This is a genomic window from Nitrincola alkalilacustris (genome assembly GCF_008973755.1).
In the GTDB taxonomy this organism is placed as follows: domain Bacteria; phylum Pseudomonadota; class Gammaproteobacteria; order Pseudomonadales; family Balneatricaceae; genus Nitrincola; species Nitrincola alkalilacustris.
In genome coordinates this window covers 336283-356920 of the sequence record NZ_WBOM01000003.1, presented here as the reverse complement: position 1 = coordinate 356920, position 20638 = coordinate 336283, and the positions used below count along the sequence as shown (strand labels likewise).

At 54.1% G+C, this 20638-nt stretch carries 20 protein-coding genes; 4 read left to right on the top strand and 16 right to left on the bottom strand.

The features are described 5' to 3' along the window. Nucleotides 1–53 precede the first annotated feature (53 nt). From ltaE to F7R27_RS07090, 15 genes are all read right to left on the bottom strand, one after another. Nucleotides 54–1067, bottom strand: a complete 1014-nt coding sequence (gene ltaE, locus F7R27_RS07160) for a low-specificity L-threonine aldolase (RefSeq protein ID WP_151703541.1) — start codon at nt 1065–1067, stop codon at nt 54–56. A gap of 119 nt (nt 1068–1186) precedes the next feature. Next, nucleotides 1187–1582: a RidA family protein gene (locus F7R27_RS07155; RefSeq protein ID WP_151703540.1), complete on the bottom strand. Its 396-nt coding sequence runs from the start codon at nt 1580–1582 to the stop codon at nt 1187–1189. A 17-nt stretch (nt 1583–1599) separates the two neighbouring features. Next, nucleotides 1600–2790: an acyl-CoA dehydrogenase family protein gene (locus tag F7R27_RS07150; RefSeq protein ID WP_151703539.1), complete on the bottom strand. Its 1191-nt coding sequence runs from the start codon at nt 2788–2790 to the stop codon at nt 1600–1602. Nucleotides 2791–2822: 32 nt separating this feature from the next. Beyond that, the gene (locus F7R27_RS07145) at nt 2823–3632 is read right to left on the bottom strand and encodes an enoyl-CoA hydratase family protein (RefSeq protein ID WP_151703538.1); all 810 of its coding nucleotides are present in this window, start codon (nt 3630–3632) and stop codon (nt 2823–2825) included. A 32-nt stretch (nt 3633–3664) separates the two neighbouring features. Continuing rightward, entirely contained in the window at nt 3665–4429 is a 765-nt protein-coding gene (locus tag F7R27_RS07140; RefSeq protein ID WP_151703537.1) for an SDR family NAD(P)-dependent oxidoreductase, read from the bottom strand. Between the two features lie 166 nt (nt 4430–4595). Then, nucleotides 4596–5438, bottom strand: coding sequence for an alpha/beta hydrolase (locus F7R27_RS07135; RefSeq protein WP_151703536.1), 843 nt, complete (start codon nt 5436–5438; stop codon nt 4596–4598). A 79-nt stretch (nt 5439–5517) separates the two neighbouring features. After that, nucleotides 5518–6228 carry an ABC transporter ATP-binding protein gene (locus F7R27_RS07130; RefSeq protein ID WP_151703535.1) on the bottom strand — a complete coding sequence of 237 codons (711 nt, stop codon included), beginning with the start codon at nt 6226–6228 and terminating at the stop codon, nt 5518–5520. Then, nucleotides 6225–6998 carry an ABC transporter ATP-binding protein gene (locus tag F7R27_RS07125; RefSeq protein WP_151703534.1) on the bottom strand — a complete coding sequence of 258 codons (774 nt, stop codon included), beginning with the start codon at nt 6996–6998 and terminating at the stop codon, nt 6225–6227. Before F7R27_RS07125 ends, F7R27_RS07130 begins: the two co-directional genes overlap by 4 nt. Then, a complete protein-coding gene (locus F7R27_RS07120; RefSeq protein WP_206060432.1) occupies nt 6995–8035 on the bottom strand; it encodes a branched-chain amino acid ABC transporter permease in 1041 nt (346 codons plus the stop codon). The genes F7R27_RS07125 and F7R27_RS07120 overlap by 4 nt, the downstream gene beginning before the upstream one ends. Before the next feature lie 4 nt (nt 8036–8039). Then, nucleotides 8040–8960 carry a branched-chain amino acid ABC transporter permease gene (locus F7R27_RS07115; protein ID WP_151703532.1) on the bottom strand — a complete coding sequence of 307 codons (921 nt, stop codon included), beginning with the start codon at nt 8958–8960 and terminating at the stop codon, nt 8040–8042. A gap of 171 nt (nt 8961–9131) precedes the next feature. Next, nucleotides 9132–10301: an ABC transporter substrate-binding protein gene (locus tag F7R27_RS07110; RefSeq protein WP_151703531.1), complete on the bottom strand. Its 1170-nt coding sequence runs from the start codon at nt 10299–10301 to the stop codon at nt 9132–9134. Between the two features lie 118 nt (nt 10302–10419). Beyond that, nucleotides 10420–12024 (bottom strand): AMP-binding protein, encoded by a 1605-nt coding sequence (locus F7R27_RS07105; protein ID WP_151703530.1) that lies wholly within the window; start codon nt 12022–12024, stop codon nt 10420–10422. A 68-nt stretch (nt 12025–12092) separates the two neighbouring features. Further along, nucleotides 12093–12515 (bottom strand): acyl-CoA thioesterase, encoded by a 423-nt coding sequence (locus F7R27_RS07100; RefSeq protein WP_151703529.1) that lies wholly within the window; start codon nt 12513–12515, stop codon nt 12093–12095. A gap of 33 nt (nt 12516–12548) precedes the next feature. Next, nucleotides 12549–14903, bottom strand: coding sequence for an oxidoreductase (locus tag F7R27_RS07095; RefSeq protein ID WP_151703528.1), 2355 nt, complete (start codon nt 14901–14903; stop codon nt 12549–12551). A 239-nt stretch (nt 14904–15142) separates the two neighbouring features. Continuing rightward, nucleotides 15143–15685: a VOC family protein gene (locus F7R27_RS07090; RefSeq protein ID WP_151703527.1), complete on the bottom strand. Its 543-nt coding sequence runs from the start codon at nt 15683–15685 to the stop codon at nt 15143–15145. Nucleotides 15686–15966: 281 nt separating this feature from the next. Here F7R27_RS07090 and paaX point away from each other — a divergent pair, with 281 nt between their 5' ends. From paaX to F7R27_RS07075, 3 genes are all read left to right on the top strand, one after another. Next, the gene (gene paaX, locus F7R27_RS07085; RefSeq protein ID WP_151703526.1) at nt 15967–16887 is read left to right on the top strand and encodes a phenylacetic acid degradation operon negative regulatory protein PaaX; all 921 of its coding nucleotides are present in this window, start codon (nt 15967–15969) and stop codon (nt 16885–16887) included. Further along, complete coding sequence (locus tag F7R27_RS07080; RefSeq protein ID WP_151703525.1) at nt 16888–18273, top strand: NAD(P)-binding protein; 1386 nt, start codon at nt 16888–16890, stop codon at nt 18271–18273. 79 nt (nt 18274–18352) lie between these two features. Beyond that, nucleotides 18353–18916 (top strand): DUF2889 domain-containing protein, encoded by a 564-nt coding sequence (locus F7R27_RS07075; RefSeq protein ID WP_151703524.1) that lies wholly within the window; start codon nt 18353–18355, stop codon nt 18914–18916. Nucleotides 18917–19092: 176 nt separating this feature from the next. On the opposite strand, the gene paaY is transcribed toward F7R27_RS07075, so the two are convergent. Continuing rightward, nucleotides 19093–19707, bottom strand: a complete 615-nt coding sequence (gene paaY, locus F7R27_RS07070) for a phenylacetic acid degradation protein PaaY (RefSeq protein WP_151703523.1) — start codon at nt 19705–19707, stop codon at nt 19093–19095. A 238-nt stretch (nt 19708–19945) separates the two neighbouring features. Here paaY and F7R27_RS07065 point away from each other — a divergent pair, with 238 nt between their 5' ends. Next, nucleotides 19946–20575, top strand: coding sequence for a hydrolase (locus tag F7R27_RS07065; protein ID WP_240776275.1), 630 nt, complete (start codon nt 19946–19948; stop codon nt 20573–20575). Nucleotides 20576–20638: the final 63 nt, after the last annotated feature.

Below are 20638 nucleotides of genomic sequence, written 5' to 3'. Positions count from 1 at the left end.
CCTTAACTATTTTCAATTAAAGGAAATCCCCTATTACCTTCCAGATCCATCACTCAGCGGGAAAGGTAGCGGCTCAAAGTACTGATCAATGTATCTATGGCCAGCCTGTCCACATCCTTGTGCGTGACAAAACGGGTACGCCTGGCCAGTGACACCAGAATACCGGCCTCCTTGAGATGCTGTTTCAGGTGTTCAATATTGATGCTGGCATCCAGATCGGCATAGAGGATATTGGTGTTGATCCAGTCCGGCTGCACAGTGAAGCCCGGCAGGTTATTCAGTTGCTCACCCAGATAGATTGCATTGGCGTGATCATCTGCCAACCGCTCCACCTGATCAGTCAGCGCCAGCTTTCCGGCAGCGGCCAGAATGCCGACCTGTCGCATGCCACCGCCGAGCATCTTGCGAATGCGCCGGGCTTTGCTGATCAGCTCATGTGATCCGAGCAAGAGTGAACCGACCGGTGCACACAATCCTTTAGACAGGCAGACAGTGATGGAGTCGAAGGGTTTGGCGATCTCGGCGACATCCACTCCCAGTGCGACGGCAGCGTTATACACGCGAGCACCGTCCAGGTGCAGTGCCAGCCCCTGCTCATCACAAAAACGGCGTGCCTGCTGCATATACTCCATTGTCAGCACCTTGCCACCAATGGTGTTCTCCAGACTGAGCAGGCGAGTGCGTGCAAAGTGATAATCATCCGGCTTGACCGCTGCCGCCAGCTTGTCAAAAGAGAGACTGCCATCGGCTTCGTTCTCGACCGGTTGCGGCTGAATGGAACCCAGTACTGCCGCACCGCCCGCTTCATATTTGTAGTTGTGTGCCAGTTGTCCGCACAGATACTCATCACCACGCTGACAGTGGCTCATCAGAGCCATCAGATTGGCCTGAGTACCGGATGAGGTGAACAGGCAGGCTTCAAAACCATGGCGCTCAGCACTCCACTGCTCAAGTTCATTTACCGTAGGATCATCACCATAGACATCATCACCCACAGCGGCATTGGCCATCGCCGCGCGCATCGCGTCTGTCGGTAGGGTGACGGTATCGGATCTGAAATCAAGCATTACTGAGTCCTTGCTGTATGGCTGAATAAGCCGAGTATGAAATCATGCCGAGGCAGAGAATACAATCGGGAAAAAAGCCGACGCCCCCTGGCAGCAGGTTGCGGCGTCAGCGAAAAAGGTCAGGCGGGGATGACAGCGGTGGTCTCTATCTCGATCTTGGCGCGATCTTCCATCAGATCCGCCACTTCGACACAGGCCATGGTGGGGAAGTTCTTGCCCATCACGTCACGATAGGCCGCACCCACCTCTGCCAAGCGGCTCAGATACTCCTGCTTGTTGGTGACATACCAGGTCATGCGTACAACATGTTCCGGCCCTGCACCGGCTTCATGCAGTACCGCACAGGTATTGATCAGCACCTGACGAAACTGATCAACCAGATCATCCGAAACAAACTGCTCGTTCTCATCCCAGCCCACCAGGCCGGCAACAAATACCATACGACCGGCCGTTACTTCGATACCGGCGGAATATCCCTTGGGGCGAACCCAGCCTTCTGGCAGGAGTTGTTTCATTATTATTTACCTCGTTATTATCCCAGTTCACGCATCAGATGCTGGCGTGCAATGACGATTTTCTGTACTTCCGTAGCGCCCTCATAGATGCGCAGCGCACGAATCTCCCTGTATAGCTCCTCAACCTTGTTGCCACGCAACACCCCGCTGCCACCATGAATCTGGACCGCTCGATCTATCACTTTCTGCGCCTGCTCGGTGGCATGCAGTTTGGCCATCGCCGCTTCACGCGTGACACGCTTACCACGTACATCTCGGGTCCATGCCGCACGATAGATCAGCAGTGCACTGGCATCGACATCCAGCGCAGAATCCGCCAGCATCGCCTGCACCAGTTGCAGATCCGACAGGGGCGCATTGAATAGCATGCGGCTTGAAGAGTGATGCGTCGCTTCATCCAGAGCACGCCTGGCAAACCCAAGCGCGGCAGCCCCAACGGTGGTGCGGAAAATATCCAGCGTTGCCATCGCGGCCTTGAACCCCTGCCCCGGCTCGCCGAGCAGCTGAGACACCGGGATTTTGCAATCCTGATAATCGATCGTAGCCAGAGGGTGCGGAGCGATCACATCGAGTCGCTCCCGGATCGAGAAGCCCGGCGAGTCGGCATCGACAATGAATGCCGACAGGCCTCTGGCACCGGCTGCCTCTCCAGTGCGTAGAATGCTGACATAGAAGTCGGCTATCCCACCATTGGAGATAAAGGTCTTGGCTCCGTTAAGCAGATAATGATCACCCTGCAACAGGGCATCACTTTTCATCGCAGCCACATCCGAGCCAGTCTCAAGTTCAGTCAGGGCGAAAGCTGCTATCTTGCGACCGGCAGCCACATCGGGCAGATACTGCTGTTGCTGCTCCTCGGTGCCATACAAGGTGATGGTGCCACTACCAAGCCCCTGCATCGCAAACATGAAATCCGCCAAGCCAGAATAGCGCGCCAGCGTTTCACGGATCAGGCACAGCGAACGCACATCCAGTGATTCATGCACACCACCGTAGGCCTTCGGAACGGCATAGCGTATCCAGCCATCTTCAGCCAGCGCCTGCAGGATGGCGCGGCACGCGCTGTCCAGTGCTTCATGGCTGTCATGATCGGCATGTGCCTGTAATAGCGGCTCAAGACGCTCCTGGCACCACTGATCCAGCTGTTGTGCGAGGTCGCGGTGGTGTGGCTCAAAAAACGGCCAGTCAAGAAAAGATCGGTCTGACATCACACTGTCCTGTACTGACGACCCGGCAGCTGCTAGTTACCTTCAAACAGCGGCGTAGTCTTGTTCACGAATGCCTCATAGGCGCGCTCGAAATCCTTCGTGGCCATGCAGATCGCCTGTGCCTGAGCTTCTGCCTCGATGGCAGCATCCAGGCTCATGTCCCACTCATGGTTGAGCTGGTTCTTGGTGATGCCATTGGCAAAGGTCGGCCCTTCGGCCAGCCGTCTGGCCAGTTTCATCGCTTCATCTTCAAGCTGTTCCGGTTCAACCAGACGATTGAAGTAGCCCCACTGCATCGCTTCTTCCCCACCCAGACTGCGACCGGTAAACAGCAGTTCGGATGCCCGCCCCTGACCGATGATGCGCGGCAGAATGGCACAAGCACCCATATCGCAACCTGCCAGGCCAACGCGATTGAACAGGAAGGCTGTTTTGCTACGTGCAGTCCCCAGGCGCATATCAGATGCCATCGCTATGATCGCACCAGCCCCGACCGACACCCCATCCACCGCGGCAATGATCGGCTGCGGACAGTGGCGCATCGCCTTGACCAGATCACCGGTCATGCGTGTAAATTTGAGCAGCCCGGTCATATCCTGCTTGATCAGCGGGCCGATGATGTCATGCACATCGCCACCCGAGCAGAAGTTACCGCCATTGGGCGCCAGCACGATCGCCTTGACCTCCGGCACATAGACCAGCTCGCGATAAAGATCACGCAACTCGGCATAGGACTCGAACGTCAGAGGATTTTTGCGCTCCGGCCGATCAAGTCGAATCACGGCAACACCATCCGTGAAGGTCCACTGAAAGTGGCTTGGCTGATACGTTTGTGGATTCATAACCTGTTTCTCTCCCATCCGGTTGATCCGGATTACATGATCTCGCCGCCTGCCAGTACCAGTGCCTGCCCGTTCACCGAACACGCTGCATCGGAACAGAGCCAGGCCACCTGCGCAGCAACCTCTTCAGGCTCTATCAGACGCTTCTGAGGGTTGTGCTTGACCAGTTCTGCCAGGGCATCGGCCTCTGTACGACCAGTTTTACTGACAATATTACTGATCGCCTCGGATACGATATCGGTATTGGTGAAACCGGGGCAGATGGCATTGACGGTTGTATGGGTATTGGCCAGCTCCAGAGCCAGCACGCGGGTCAGACCGATGACTCCATGTTTGGCAGCCGTGTAGGCTGCCGTGTAGGCGTAACCCTTCAGACCGGAAGTGCTGGCAATATTGATCAGACGACCATAGTTGCCCTGTGTGAGGCTCGGCAGAGCCGCCTGAATACAGTGAAAAACACCCGTCAGATTAACATCCAGCATCTGTTGCCACTGTGCTGCACTGGTTCTGGCAAAGGGGGCTGTTCTGGCAGAGCCGGCATTATTCACCAACACACTTACCGCACCTGACGCCAGTTCAGCGGCCTTGAAGGCCTGCTGCACACTCGCCTCGTCAGTGACATCCAGCACCTGGTACTGCATACCCGGGAACGCCTGACACATAGCCTGCAGACGCGTTTCATCACGCGCCATCACGGTCACTCTGGCACCCTCGGCATGCAGACGCTCAGCAATTGCCCGCCCGATTCCGGTGGCGCCACCGGTCACGATGGCATGTCTGTCTGTCAATTCCTGCATGGGGCCTCGCCTGTAGTTCTTGATAAGATTTTATTTATAAACTGTTCTGGTCAAATCTTAATCATAAAACATTAGTTAAAAAATGTTTTCATATGAACTATTTATTTTCGATATTATTATTTTAAATGTCAAACATTATTGCCCTGAACTTAAAAACACTCTGGGCTCAAGGCTGCTTTATCAACGCCAGACTGCGTGCAAACAGCTCCGTTTCTGGCTCTGCAAACGCTTCACACAAGGTCAGATGATCTCTGTCAGCCATATCCACGGCTCCGTTCCAGACACCCGACCAGGATTCAGCCAGTATCTGACGCTGTCGCTTGAACTCGTTACTCTCAAGCCCGCCCACCGAGCCGATCACGGGCGCCGCCGTCGCCGGATGCAATTTACAGGGGCTCAGCGTAGCGATGCGCTCCGGGGTGAAGTGCAGATCATTCTCGAGCATCGGTACCTCCTTCAGCGGTGTCAGATCCACCACCGGGCTCAAGGCTATGCCCGCTGCCAGCAGGTCAGCCGGTAAACGGCTGTCGCGTGCCATCCAGTCTGTTGCCATTGCCATGCAGGTCAGATGCCCACCTGCCGAGTGCCCTGACACGGTGATCCGATCTGTATCAAACCCCAGTTCATCGGCATGCAGATAGAGCCAGGCGATACTTTTGCGAACCTGCTCAACAATGGTTTCCAGATTGGTGGCTGGTGCCAGACCATAGTTGATCACAGCAACCGCAACTCCCTCCTCCAGATAGGGGGGTGCCACCCAGGCAAAATCATCTTTATGCAGCTTGCGCCAGAATCCGCCATGCAGAAAAACCAGCAAGGGTGGCTTGATCACGCCCGTTGGAGAAAAGTAATCCAACGTCTCATCCGGACTGTCGCCATAAGCGATATCCACCCTGCCCGGTAACTGGTGCTGCACCGCTTGCGATCTGGCTGTCCAGCTGTTGATCACCTGCTCGAAACCAGGGATCTGGGCGCGCACATCATATTCTGCTGCAAAATCCACTTTCATTATTCACACACTCCTGCAGACATTCCTGTCGTCACTCTTATCAGAAACACTTGTCAGACACGCTTATCAGACACCCTTATCAAACACCCATGTAACGCTTCCAGAGATCCGGCGAACGCTGCAGTGTTTCGGTATCGCCCGACCAGACACTGCAGCCCTTCTCTACAAAGGTGTGGCGATCGGTAACCCTGACCAGTTCTTTAAAATACTTGTCGATCACCAGAAAGGATTGCCCGGCTTCCTTCAGCCTTGCCAGCACCTGCCAGATCTCCTTGCGAATGATCGGTGACAAGCCTTCGGTTGCCTCATCAAGAATCAACAGATAGGGATTGGTCATCAGGGCACGCCCCACCGCCAGCATCTGTTGCTCGCCACCGGATAACTGATTGCCCATATTCCCGGCACGCTCTTTCAGGCGCGGGAACAGCTCATAGATATCATCCAGCTTCCAAGGCTTCTCGCCCTTATTGCGATTGGCATGAAACGCCACCAGGTTTTCCTCGACACTCAGGTTGGGAAAGATCTGTCGCCCTTCGGGTACCAGCGCCAGCCCCATCTGAGCGATCTGCTCCGTGGACCTGCCATTGATCTTCTCGCCCAGAAAACGAATTTCACCCTGCCATGCTGGCAACTGGCCAAACACAGCCTTCAGCAAGGTGGTCTTGCCCATACCGTTTCGGCCCAGCAGGGTCGACGCCTCCCCCCCCTGCACCTCGAGATTGACACCGAACAGCACCTGACTGGGTCCATAGCCGGTTTCAAGATTTTCAATCGTCAGCAGCGCACTCATGCACTCACCTCCAGCTCGTCAGCGTCCTCTTCACCCAGATAGGCGGTGATGACGGCAGGGTTTTGCTTGATCTCCTCTGCAGTCCCTGTTGCGATCACCTTGCCGGAGACCAGTACCGAAATACGGTCAGCAAGTCGAAAAACTGCATCAATATCATGCTCAACCAGGATGATCGTATGCTGTTTTTTCAGCGACAGCATCAGGGTACCCATGTTGTGCGACTCTTCAACATCGGTCCCTGCCATCGGCTCATCCAGCAGGATCAGTCTGGGCTCACAGGCCAGCGCCATACCCAGCTCAAGCAGACGCTGCTTGCCATGCGACAGGGTACCGACGATCTGATCCAGCTCAGGGCTCAGCCCGACACGCGCAGCCGTATTGATTGCACCTTCATCAAGATCGGTTTCATCCATGACAGTGCCCAGAAAATCGAATGAGTGCCCGGTGCGCGCCTGAACCGCCAACGCCAGATTCTCACGCACGGTCAGCCGTGGCAGCAGAGTCGTGATCTGATAGGAGCGGGCGATTCCGGCCTGTACACGCTTGTGTACCGGCAGTGCGGAGATATCCTCCCCCTCGAACAGAATCGCACCGGCATCCGGTTTCATCTCACCACTGAGTTGCGACAAGAGTGTGGTCTTGCCCGCACCGTTGGGGCCGATCAGTGCATGAATTTCGCCCTGCTTCACCTCCAGGTGCTGAATATCCGATGCCACGAGCCCACCAAAGCGTTTGACCAGATCCTTGACCTCTAGGATGATATGGCTCATTTATTCACCTCCTGCTCAGATGACCCTTTGCTATCAGCGTTACTACCAGAGCGATTGAACAGTCCCAGCACACGATCCCTCAGACTCATCACTCCATTGGGCGCCGCCAGTACGATAAACAACAGCATCGCACCCAGGAACAGGTTCCAGTGTTCGGTATGATCAGCAATCACCTCTTCCAGGATCAGAAACAGCGCAGCGCCAGTCAGACCACCCCAGAAGTAGCCGGAGCCGCCCAGAATCACCATCACAATCAAGATGCCCGACTGATGCCAATCCAGCATATGAGGTGTTACGCTCATGTTGAGGTTTGCCAGCAATGCACCGGCAAGCCCTGCCAGACCACCCGACAGTGTGAAGGCCATCAACTGGATGCGATACACCGGATAACCGATCGCTGCCATGCGCTTCTCATTTTCACGTATCGCCACGACAGCGCGCCCAAAGCGCGATGAAACCAGTCGATACATCAAGACGATGGCCAGACCCGACAGCAGCAGCACAAAGAAATAGAAGGTCAGTGCATTATCCAGCCGGATACCGGGAACACTGGAGCGCGTTCGAAGTGGCAAGCCATCATCGCCACCGAAATTAGGCAGAGAGATCGCCAGATAATAAAACACCTCGGCAAAGGCCAGCGTGATCATGATGAAGTAGACCCCCTTGGTGCGCAGACTGATCAGGCCGATCAGAAAAGCCGCAAAGGATGCCATCAGGATAGCCAGTGGGAAAACCAGCAATGCTGAAACCAGACCGGCCTTAGCCAGAATAGCTACCGTATAGCCGCCGATGCCCAGAAACGCGGCATGCCCCAGACTGATCATGCCACCATAACCCAGTGCCAGATTGAGTGCGGTAGCAGCCAGCGCCATGATCAGGATCCGGCTGCCCATGCCGATATAGAAATCCTCCCCCATATAGCTCATGGCCAGCGGAAAAGTCACCAGCAACACAGCCACCAGAATGGCCGACCAGGGATTAGGTAGCCCAGTATTCAGGGGCGTGTTCTTGACATGCGAAGGACCAAATCGATTCATCATTTTATCCTCGTGCCGGGAACAGCCCTTGCGGGCGGAAGTAGAGTACAGCGACCATCAGCACACTGATGGAAAGAGATGCCAGGGTAGAACCCAGGGTACCGGCATTGGTCGGATCGGTGATGAAGCCCAGCCCGAGCACCAGCAGAAGCTTACCGACTGTATCGATCATACCCACCAGCAGAGAGCCGATCAGCGCACCTCGCATCGATCCTATGCCACCGATCACAATCACCTGAAAGGCAGGGATCAGTATCGATTCGCCCATCCCAATGGTGACCGCCAGCAATGGACCCAGCAGCGCACCTGCCAAGGCACAGAGTGCAGCACCCAGCACGAACACCAGTGTAAACAGCGGCTTGATGCGCACTCCCATCACAGCGGCCATTTCACGATTGGAGGCACCTGCGCGCATCCACATGCCGGTGCGAGTCTTGTTCACCAGCAGATAAAGACCGATAGCCACCGCAAAGCCCACCCCGATAATCAGCAGGCGATAGGCAGGATAGTAAAGTTCATCCGGCACGATCTCGATAGCACGAGACAGACCAGACGGCATGCTGATCATCAGCGGTTGCGCACCGAAAATGATTTTGATCGATTCATTTGCGATCAGAATCAAGGCGAAGGTTGCCAGCACCTGCGACAGATGACTCATCGTCTGCAGCTTGCGATAGAGCAGCCTTTCAAGAATAAAGCCGATAAAAGCCGTGGCAACAATTGCCAGCAACAGCGCCGGAAAGAAACTGCCCAGCATCTGAAAAAAAGTGGCCGCCAGAAACGCCCCGATCATGTACAGAGAGCCATGTGCCAGATTGATCAGGTCCATGATCCCGAACACCAGCGTCAGGCCAGCAGCCAACAGAAACAGCATCAGACCGTACTGCAGCCCGTTGAGCATCTGCTCGATAATTAGATAACCCATTAACAGTTCTCCAACGCGTCATGCAGCACTTGCGGCATCCTCAGTAGCGGATGCACTGCAATGAACACGACTACTGAATACATCTGTATTGCTCAAGTGGCCGCATCAGGCACCGGCTACAGTGCCGGATGCAGCAATTGAATCAACCCGCCTTTGCAGCAGGCTGCCTGCTTACATATTGCAATCTTTGGCGTAAGCATCCTGATGATCAGTCATGACCTCAGTAACGAAGCGGTTGCGGACGGTGCCGTCATCTTCGCGTACCACTTCACGCAGGTAGTAGTTCTGAATCGGGTAGTGGTTGTTACCGAAGGTGTAGCTGCCACGTACCGTCGGGGCATCCACACTGCGCAGCGCTTCGCGGAACGCATCCTTGTCTTCAATATTGCCATCCACGGCGCGCACAGCGGCATCAATCAGCATCGCTGCATCATAACCCTGTGAGGCATAAAGCGTCGGCAGACGTCCATAGTCGCCCTGGAAATCAGTGACGAAACGCTGGTTCAGGTCGTTATCCATTTCACGATACCAGTGGCTGGTATTGAACAGCCCCACCATATCTGCACCGATCGCATTGACGAAATCTTCGTCACCGGAGAAGCCCGGTGCAAACAGTGGCGTGCGGTTCATCATGCCGGAAGAGGCATACTGCTTGATGAAGTTGATACCCATGCCGCCCGGCAGGAAGATATACAGGGCATCAGGGCGTGTCTGACGGATCTGTGCAATCTCGGTTGCATAGTCGAGCTGTCCCAGCCGTGAATAGAGCTCTACAGCCACATCACCCTGGTAGAAGCGCTTGAAGCCATTCAAAGCATCGATACCGGCCGGATAGTTGGGTGCCAACAGGGCGACCTTTTTGAAGCCTTCGCTGGCCACATGTTTGCCCATCGCTTCATGCATGTTGTCGTTCTGCCAGGCGACATTGAAGAAATAAGGGTTACACTCGGCACCGGCATACTCACTCGGGCCGGCATTGGCACTGATGTAGAAGGTTTCAGACTCAAAGAAGCTCGGCCCTACCGCCAGCATGATGTTGGAAAACACCACACCTGTGGCCACATCCACACGGTCACGCAGGGTGAAGCGCTCGGCAATCTGGCGTGCTGTTTCCGGGTTCTGAGCATCATCGGAGATGATGATCTCCGTTGTCAGATCACCAAAATTCCCGCCCAGATGCTTCACCGCCAGGTTAAAACCATCACGGATATCGACACCCAGTCCAGCAGCTGGGCCCGACAGGGTTGTCATCATTCCGACCTTGATCGAATCGGCGGCCTGAACAGTGCCGGCTGCAAGGATCGCGGCCAGTGAAGCGGCCAGTAAATGTTTCTTGTGCATGGTTAACTCCAGTCTTGTTTTTAGTATCGCAATCATCCTTTATCGCCAGCGTTGCCGGGACTCATCAGACTGCCTGATTGCTTCTGTCTGTTGTTAAATCTGTCTGTTCTTGAATCGGTTAAATCTGTTTGAGCTTGAAACGTTGTAATTTACCGGTTTCTGTCCTCGGTAATGCATCAATATATTTGATTTGACGAGGATATTTATAGGGTGCAACCGTATTTTTCACAAAATTCTGCAATTCAGCCGTCATCTCATCATCGCCCACATAGTCGACATTGAGCACCACGTAGGCCTTGATCACCTGCCCTCTGTGGGGGTCTGGTACACCCACCACGCCACACTCAGCCACTGCCGGATGTGCCAGCAAGGCTGATTCCACCTCTGGGCTGGCCACGTTGTAGCCTGAGGTGACGATCATGTCATCAACACGCGCCTGGTAATAAAAATAGCCATCATCATCCATGTAAAACGCATCACCGGGCAGGTTCCAGCCGTTTACAACGTAGTCGGTCTGACGCTCATCTGCCAGATATCGGCAGCCTGTCGGCCCCTTGACGGCCAGCTTGCCAACCTCCCCTGTCGGCAGTGGCTGCATCTGTTCGTCAACGATCATGCCGATATACCCCGGCAACATGCGACCCAGTGCGCCGGCGCGATAGTCCTCCGGTGACGATCCCAGATAGATATGGATCATTTCGGTGCCGCCGATACCGTCATGGATCTCGATCCCGGTGGCTTCGCGCCACTTATCGCGTGTATCAGTCGGCAGTGCCTCACCCGCCGACACGCATTTCTGCAAACTGGAAATGTTATATTCAGGCACCAGCGGAGTCATATGACGATAGGCAGTAGGTGATGTAAAACAGATAGTTGCACCATGTTCCTCAATTGCTTTCAGCAGAGGTTCCGGTGCAAGCTTCTCCAGCAGTACCGTGCTGGCTCTGGCCCAGAGTGGGAAGCACAACAGCCCGCCAAGGCCGAAGGTAAATGCCAGTGGCGGAGTGCCGATAAACACATCATCACGGGTGGGTTTCAGGCAGTGGCGAGGGAATACTTCGCACATCGCCATGATATCGCGATGGAAATGGACAGTGCCTTTGGGAATGCCGGTGGTACCAGACGTGAAGGCGATCAATGCAGGGTCTTCTGCAGCCGTATTAACAGCAGCAAATTCATCCGTCTTGTCGGCTGCCAGTTTCTCAAGCTCACCTGTGCCACCATAGTGGATCACTTGTGTCAGCGTTTCGCAGGATTCAGCAGCCAGCTGCAACTCCGGTGCCAGTGACTCGTCACAGATGGCATGTGTAATCCGGGCCGCCTGAGCTATGTCCTTGAGCTCTTTGGCGCGCAACAGCGGCATGGTGCCCACTGCCACGCCACCGGCCTTCAACACGGCCAGCCAGCAGGCTGCCAGCATCGGGCTGTTCATCCCGCGCAGCAGAACACGATTACCTGTCTGCAACTGCAGATCCTGCACCAGCACATTCGCGATGCGATTGACCTGCCTTTGAAGTTCGGCATAGCTCCAGCTCACATCCTTGCCAATAATGGCCTGACGTTCGCCATCACCCTCATCCACCGCACGGTCAAGCAGTTGATCGACAGCATTCAGGTACTCAGGAAACTGCAGCTCGGGTCGATTGAAAATCAGCTCCGGCCACTGTTCAGCCGGCGGAAGATGATCCCGCACAAACGTATCAATATGGGCAGTGTGCGCCATTGTTGGGTCTCCTTGAATGATTGCAGCGGGCACCTACACAGTCACTCTTATTATTATTTATCAAATACTTATTCGATATATTCAAGCATGCGCGCACGCAGCTGATCAGGTATCACGCGGGATGTCGGCTCATCCCCAGTCATGTCACACAGCACCAGCTTCGGCCGGATCTCAAGCGTCAAATGCCCTGCGGCATCACGTGCCTGCAAGCGCAACCTGACCGACGTTTGCCCCAACTCAGTCACCCGAAGTGTCCATTCAAGTGTTGAGCCCAGTTGCGCAGGACGCCTGAAATCCACCTCCAGATGCACAGTCGGTACACCTGTATCGCCCTCCAGATGCATTCTTCGAAAGCTCAGATCCAACGCCCGATCAAACCACTCCTCAACCAGGTTGTTACCCATCTCCATCAGACGCGGATAAAACGCGATACCGGCAGGGTCACAATCAGCAAAACGTACCGGATAGCTAACGGTAAAAACGCTACTCATATATCACCCCCTCTCGGATATGATCCGACACGCTTAATCCGTCTCAGGTATGGCATGGCTGGGTGGGCGTGCCTTGGTTTGCAGCTCATAGAGCCGCTCACGCTGCTTTTTCTGTTCGCTGTGCGCCTGAGCCCTGCCCGACAGATAAGGTTTAGGCCAGGTCTGATCCCTGACGCCATACCAGGCCTCTGCCTGATGACCGAAAAACGGATTCCACAGATGAGGCCGAGCCAGTGCCACAAGATCCGCCCGACGCGTATGCAACAGTGTGTTGATCTGCGCCGGATCGGTGATCGCTCCCACCGTCATGGCCGGTACCTTGGGTACATTGCGCACCGCTTCGGCCAGATAGGCCTGATACATGCGGCCATAGGTCGGCTTTTGATCCGCCACTGTCTGGCCGGATGACACATCCAGCAGATCACAGCCTGCATCACGAAAAGCCTCGGCTATCGCAATCAGATCCGCTTCGGTGATACCGCCCTCCTTCCAGTCGCAGCCGGATACACGAACGGCCATCGGCTTACCGGCGGGGAACACTTCGCGCATCGCGCGGAATACCCGCAACGGAAAGCGCAACCGATTCTCGATTGAACCACCATACTGATCGGAGCGCTGATTGGTCAGCGGTGACAGAAAGCTGGCAAACAGATAGCCGTGTGCGCAGTGCAGCTCAACCATATCAAAACCGGCACGATCTGCACGGCGGGTCGCATCAACAAACTCGGTCGTGATGCGGTCCATGCCGGCCTCATCCAACTCCAGCGGCACCTGATTGATACCTTCCATGTAAGGAATCGGCGAGGCTGACACAACCGGCCAGTTATCCCCTGCTTCTGCAATCGGGTGATCCATCTTCTCCCAACCGAGTTGCGTTGAGCCTTTACGCCCGGAGTGCCCAAGCTGCATGCAGACTTTGGTATCACCGTGCTGATGAATCATCTCTACGATGCGCTTCCACTGCTGCTCCTGAGCATCCGTCCACATACCGGGGCAACCGAGTGTTATCCGCGCATCGGGTGATGGGCAGGTCATCTCTGTGTAGATCAGACCCATGCCCCCCATGCCATGCGAGGCATAATGAACCAGGTGCCAGTCGGTGGGATTGCCGTCACGATCCGCCGAATATTGCGCCATCGGTGACATGACGATGCGATTGGGCAGTTCCATGTCGCGCAGTTTGAAGCGGGTGAACATGGGAGTCGGCCGGGCCTTGCGATAATCGTAGCCGGTTTCTCGATAATAGCGTTCGTACCATTCGCTATCTGCTTTTTCGACAAATGACGGGTCACGGATGATCAGATTCTCGTAGGTCACCGATTTGGCGCGACACATCACCACCATTGCAAACTGCATCGGCTCCATATCGAAGGAGCGCTCCATGTGCTCAAACCAGGCCAGCGACACATCCGCATTATGCTGTATCACCTGACAGGGAGTACGTCGCTCATCGTCATAGGCTTTGAACGCGGCCTCCACACTTGTTTCAGCATGTTCCAGCACGGCATCCGACAGCGCAATGGCACACTCCATCGCCAGTTTTGTTCCTGAACCGATGGAGAAATGTGCTGATGCCTTGGCATCGCCGAGGATCACGATGTTCTTGTGGTACCAGTTTTCGCAGAAAATACGCGGAAAGCGTCGCCAGTAAGAACGATTGATCAGCAGAGGATGGCCGATCAGCTCATCGGCAAAGATCTTCTCCAGCTTGGCCGCACTGCCCGGTTCGTCAAACTCTTCAAATCCATGCCCCTGCCAGCACTCCTCATTCATCTCGAACACCCAGGTGGAACGGCCCGGCTCATACTGATAGGTATGGGCACAGATCACACCATGCTCGGTCTCTTTGAAGAAATAGTTGAACTCATCCATCGGGCGGGTTGAACCCATCCAGCAGAAGCGGTTGGATCGCGTCGTGATGCTGGGTTTGAAATGTTCAGAATAGTGTGTGCGTATCTGGGAGTTGATGCCATCGGTTGCCAGGATGATGTCGGAATCGGCAAAGCGGGTTTCGAGATCTGCCGCTTCTACCCTTTCACCAAAGTGCAGAGCAACCCCTTCCTCACGGCATCTATCATGCAGCAGGGCCAGCAGCGCAAAACGGGATGTACCACAGAACCCGTTACCGCCACAGCGAATCTCATTCCCCTTGTAGTGGATGGCAATATCATCCCAGTAGGCAAAACCTGTTCTCAGGCGCTCATAGGATTGCGGATCACGCGACAGGAACTCGCCCAGCGTCTCGTCAGAAAAAACCACACCAAAGCCGAAGGTGTCATCCGCCCTGTTATGCTCATAAACCTCGACCACCCAGTCTGGGCGAGCCTTTTTTGTCAAGAGCGCAAAGTAGAGCCCACCGGGACCACCGCCCACTACCGTAATCTTCATTCTCAACTCCTGCTCGGATCCTGATAACCGGACCTTGCTTCAACTATAGTCGGAAAACAGGTTTAGTTCTAATTAGATTAGATCTGATCATTTCATATGTAAAGTATTTTTTGAAAGATATTTCCTGCAGAATTCACATGATCGTAAGCGGACAGGAAGCAGGAGATAAATGAGGTGGAAAAGGGCATCAGGCAGCCATTACAGACTGCCCTCTGTTAAAGCTTTGAAGGTGGAGATAATCAGGTATTCGAGAACTCTTTCTCGTGCAGCCAGGCTGCATGCTTCGGCACTGTCTTGGTTTTCGACCATTCCTCCAGCATCACCGGCGCAACCTCTTTCAGTTGCTGCATCTGCTCTGCGGTGCCCAGTCGACAGGTCAGTTCAAGGCGGTGGCCATTGGGATCAAAGAAGTATATAGATTTGATGATGCCATGATCGGTTGGCCCGAGTACATCAACGCCCTTGCCCTCCAGTTCGGCCTTGGCATCCATCAGGGCCTGCTCATCTGCCACTTCGAAGGCAATATGCTGAACCCATGCAGGAGTATTCGGATCCCTGCTCATGGTCGGCTGGTTGGTGATCTCAAAGAACGCAAGAATATTACCCTGCCCGGCATCAAGAAACAGATGCATATAGGGATCAGGTTCTTTGGTAGAGGGTACTTTATCCTCGGCAATAGCCACCAGAAAGTCCATATTCAGCTTATCCTTGTACCACTCAACCGTTTCCTTGGCATCATGACAGCGATAAGCAACGTGGTGTATCTGTTTGATTTCGATCATGGACATTTCCTGTTTGTTATTTTGAATCAGTTGCACAAAAGAATGATTCGATATTAGTTACATATGAAACTATTGTCAAAATCAGCAGGATATTATTTTTTCATTATTATCAATAATTTATTGATTATTTCTTCCGAGGAAAGAGTCTATACACCAGCGGTCCAGAAACTGCCTTCAATCTGATACAGAAATATGGGGAAATTACTCATATTGAAGACCTCGCCAATTCAACTTACACTTCAGGCCTTCCTTTCATCAGCAGCAGTTGCCCTATCATTCTCATGACAAAACTACGTTGTATTGACGAACTCATCCAAACCTTTCAGGATCAGCGTCCGATTCGTGGCGGGTCACTCATCATCACTATCTATGGCGACTCCATTGCCCCCCGCGGTGGTACCGTATGGATGGGCAGCCTGATCAAGCTGCTGGAGCCACTCGGACTGAATCAGCGCCTGGTGCGAACCTCCATCTTCCGTCTTACACGTGAAGGCTGGCTCACATCATCACAGGTTGGCAGACGCAGCTATTACAGCCTTACCGACAGTGGTCGCAAACGCTTTGAAAGCGCATTTCGTCGTATCTACGCAGCACTGCACCCAGAGTGGGATGGTCAGTGGGATCTGGTGATCACGACCCAACTCGACAATGAGTTACGCAAGGTGGTGAAGAAGGAGCTGGAGTGGCAGGGGTTTGGTAACATCGCACCGGGACTGATGGGACACCCCATGGCCGATACTCAGGAGCTGAACAACACCCTGCAGGATCTATGCGTCACCGGTGAAGTGATACATATGAAATCTCAGATGGTCGGTAGCCATACATCGACTACGATGAAGCAACTGGTGCATGAGTGCTGGAATCTGCAACAGCTGTCTGAAGATTATCAAACCTTCCTCAACTACTTCCGCCCTATTCTGCGCGCTGTTGAGCAGGCCGATGATCTCAGCCCAGAGCAGTGTTTCCAGTTACGCACGCTGATGATTCACTATTACCGTCGAATTCTGCTGCGCGACCCTCTGTTGCCAGAGAAGCTGCTTCCGGCTGACTGGACCGGTACCTCGGCTCGGATTCTGTGTCGCAATATCTATCGTCTGATCCACGCGCAGGCGGATCAGTATCTGAGTGAATCTCAGGAAACGGCAGATGGCCCACTTCCGGAGCCAGCGCCGCGCTTCTATAAACGCTTTGGTGGACTGTAAGTGATTGAACCATCCGTACAGCCGACGCTGCAGATAGCGGTTATCGGCAGCGGCCCATCCGGCTGTTATATCGCTGATATTCTGAGCAAAAAGCTGCCGTCTGTGCAGATTGACCTTTTTGAGCGCCTGCCCACACCCTTCGGTCTGGTGCGGGCCGGAGTGGCACCGGATCATCAGATAACAAAGCAGATCACCCGCCAACTGGACCGGACACTACAGCTGCCCAATGTCCGCTTTATCGGGCATGTCGAGATAGGCCAGAACCTGAGCTACGACGAGCTGAAGCAGCATTATCACCTGGTGATAGCCGCCACCGGTGCCTTGCAGGATCGTCAACTGGGTATTCCAGGTGAATCGCTTCAGGGGGATCAAAGCTCTGGAGTTAATCGCTCTGGAGTTAACATCACAGGCGTCTATGGTTCAGGTGCATTTGCCTGCTGGTACAACGCCCACCCAGATCAGGCGGAGCTTGCCCCCCATCTTGGGCGCAGAGTCGCGATCATCGGCAATGGCAATGTTGCCCTCGATATCGTGCGTATACTGGCCAAATCACCTGCCGAGATGGCCTCTTCTGATATCGATCCGACTGCAGAGCAGACCATTCGCGCGGCTGGCATTGAGGAGATCTACCTGATTGGCCGTCGTGGTCCGCTGCAGGCCAGCTTCACACCGATGGAACTGAAAGAGATCGGTGAGCTGGAGCAGTGCGCAGTATGTCTCGACAAGTCACAACTACCCGATACGGTACCTGAGGAAGCAGACCCTAAGGACAGAATTCGCCAGCAGAAAAACCTTGATCTGCTGCATGAGTTTGCATCCAGAGAGACAAGCAGCAAGCCGGTCCGGCTGCATCTGCTGTTTCAGCAGACGCCTGTCCGGCTGAAATCAGATCAGGGACGGTTAAGCGCACTTGAATTGAAGAAAACTGTGCTGACAAACGGTCATCCTACAGATGAGCCGGAAAGCCCGGTCTCAGAACTCCCGCTGGATACGCTTATTAGTGCAATCGGCTATCGCTCAGTTGCGATTCAAGGCATGCCCTTTGATGAAAAACGCGGTATCATATCCAACCTCGATGGTCGGGTTGAACCGGGCGTTTACACTCTGGGCTGGAGCCAGCATGGCCCGCAGGGTGTGATCCCCAATAGCCGCGTCGATGCCATGACGGTCGCTAAAAAAATAATGTCCGACCTGCAACACCACCCTGTTACAGCACCAGTTGAAGGTTTTGATGCCATCTCAGCCCTGCTTGAGCAGCGTGGTGTCCGCCCGCTGAGCTATGCCGACTGGCAGAAAATCGATGCGGCGGAAACAGCGCGCGCCACTGCCGGTAAACCGAGAGAGAAGTTTCGCCGGCTTGATCAACTGATCGCGGCTGCGAAATAGATCAGCACTGAAGCAACCACTCTTAAATGGCTCTGCATTCAGTACTGAGTGTCTGTAACCCATTTCCGTCTGGACCCTTATGCCACTTTCACAACCTGTTTCAAGAAGCCTGCAACATACCCGAGAAGTGATCTGCCAGGGTTATCTGCGCGATGATGGCCTATGGGATATCGAGGGCCATCTCACTGATACCAAAACCTTCAGGATGCGCTGTATCGAACGCAATGATGGCTATATCCCGGTCGGTGAGCCCCTGCACGGTATGGCGCTTCGCATCACGGTGGATCTTGATCTGAATATTCTCGACGCCGAAGCCAGCATGGACTTCACGCCGTTTGATCTATGCCCTTCAATTGCTGATGCTTATCGTCAGTTGATAGGCCTCAAGATTGAGTCTGGATTCACCAAAAAAACCCGTAGCCTTTTCGGTGGTGTACAGGGCTGCACTCATCTGGTGGAGCTGCTGGGGCCACTGGCCACCACGGCTTATCAGGCAACGCATCAGGCGCGCCAGGACAGAGACAAGGGCAACTGGGATGCCGGCGCTGAACCGCCACCACTGCTGAACAGCTGCCACACCTTCGACAGTAGCGGGCCGGTGGTGCAGAAATACTGGCCACATTTTGTCAGCTCCAAAGAATAGAGCACCACTGAGTAGATCCTGAATCCGTGCTTTCGCTGCCAACTATTTGTTTGTGCAAGCATATCCCTGAGGCCCGGGGTGAGGGTATGCCGCATGGATGCGGTTTTCAAGCCTGCAGGGGATGCGTTCACGGCGTCTCACCCAAGGGCGTCCGGGATAGGATATGTCCAGACCTTTCAGCTACCCTCTTTCTCCTTCAACTGATACAGCGGCAGTACGTCGTCATCAAAGCTCATGCGCTTGCGATCCGGCTCCACCTCTGTCAGGGCCTCAACCTCTTGCATGGTATTCAGACTGCGAATCGCCAGATCCTGATACTGCTTCGTGCCCAGCTCCTTCCAGCCGATCTCCTGATCCGACAATTCACGGATAATCCGTGCCGGAGAACCAGCAACCAGCGTTCTGTCCGGCACGACAAATTTGGCCTTGACGAATGCCATGGCGGCTACCATTGCTGACTCACCCACGACTGCACCATCCATTACCACCGCGTTCATGCCGACCAGGGCATTGCGCTTGATGATACAGCCGTGCAGCACCGCACCATGTCCGATATGCCCATCCTGTTCAACAATCGTATCCGTGCCCGGAAAACCATGCATGACGCAGGTATCCTGAATATTGGCGCCCTCTTCCAGCACCAGACGACCAAAATCACCACGCAGACACGCGGCAGGACCGACATAGCAGCGTGGCCCGATAATCACATCACCGATCAGCACGGCAGTCGGATGCACAAACGCTGTTGGATCAACCACCGGCGTGATGCCATCAATTGCATAGACTTTCATAAATGACTCCTGATAATGACTCAGCATAGCCTGCTTAAGGCGAACTGTCGGGTCACAGCATACATTCAAGTTTTACGATACACAAAGTGATTATTTACCGTCTGAAACTGTATTATATACACCTGATGAAAAGACCTGTTCCGCAGAATGCATCAATAAGACGTGATGCAACAGGTATCATCCCAGGAGGCTGTCCGAGAATAGACTGACCCACTGTGGAAAAGCCTCCTGATGCGGAATGCTCACAAAAAAGCCGTTTCATTTTGCAGTGCAGCAATGCTATTATCGCTGCAAAGTAGATGACAAAAAAAATAATCAGGATACTTTTATGTTAATCAAGCCCGATACATCCTGCCTCTTGGTTGTTGATATTCAAGGGAAACTTGTTCCCGCCGTTTATGAAAGCGAACAGATGATCAACAATTGCCGCTGGCTCATAGAAGTGGCAAAAGAGTTGCAAATTCCCATCCTGACATCCGAACAATACCCTCAGGGACTTGGCCACACCATTGACTCTCTGAAAGCGATTCTGCCGTCTGAAACCGTTATGGAGAAGGTCTACTTTTCCTGTGCAACCGAGTCTCAGTGCCGCGCCATGATCCAACCCTATTCGCAAGTCATCATCATCGGCATGGAATCACACGTTTGCGTTCTGCAGACAGCGCTTGAGCTGAAGCAGCAGAACCATGAAGTGTTTGTTGTCGCTGACTGTGTTTCATCGCGCAGCCTCCACGACAAGGAGCTGGCGCTTGCCCGTTTCCGCCAGAACGGCGTTGAGGTGGTCAGCCGGGAAATGGTCGCCTTTGAATGGATGCAGAAAGCCGCCACTGACAGCTTCAGACATATCAGCAAAAACTTTCTTCGCTAATTTCATAAAGTCGTTCACCCTGCTGTTTACCGCATTGCCTGAAGCAAAGTGTTTCTGCGTTTA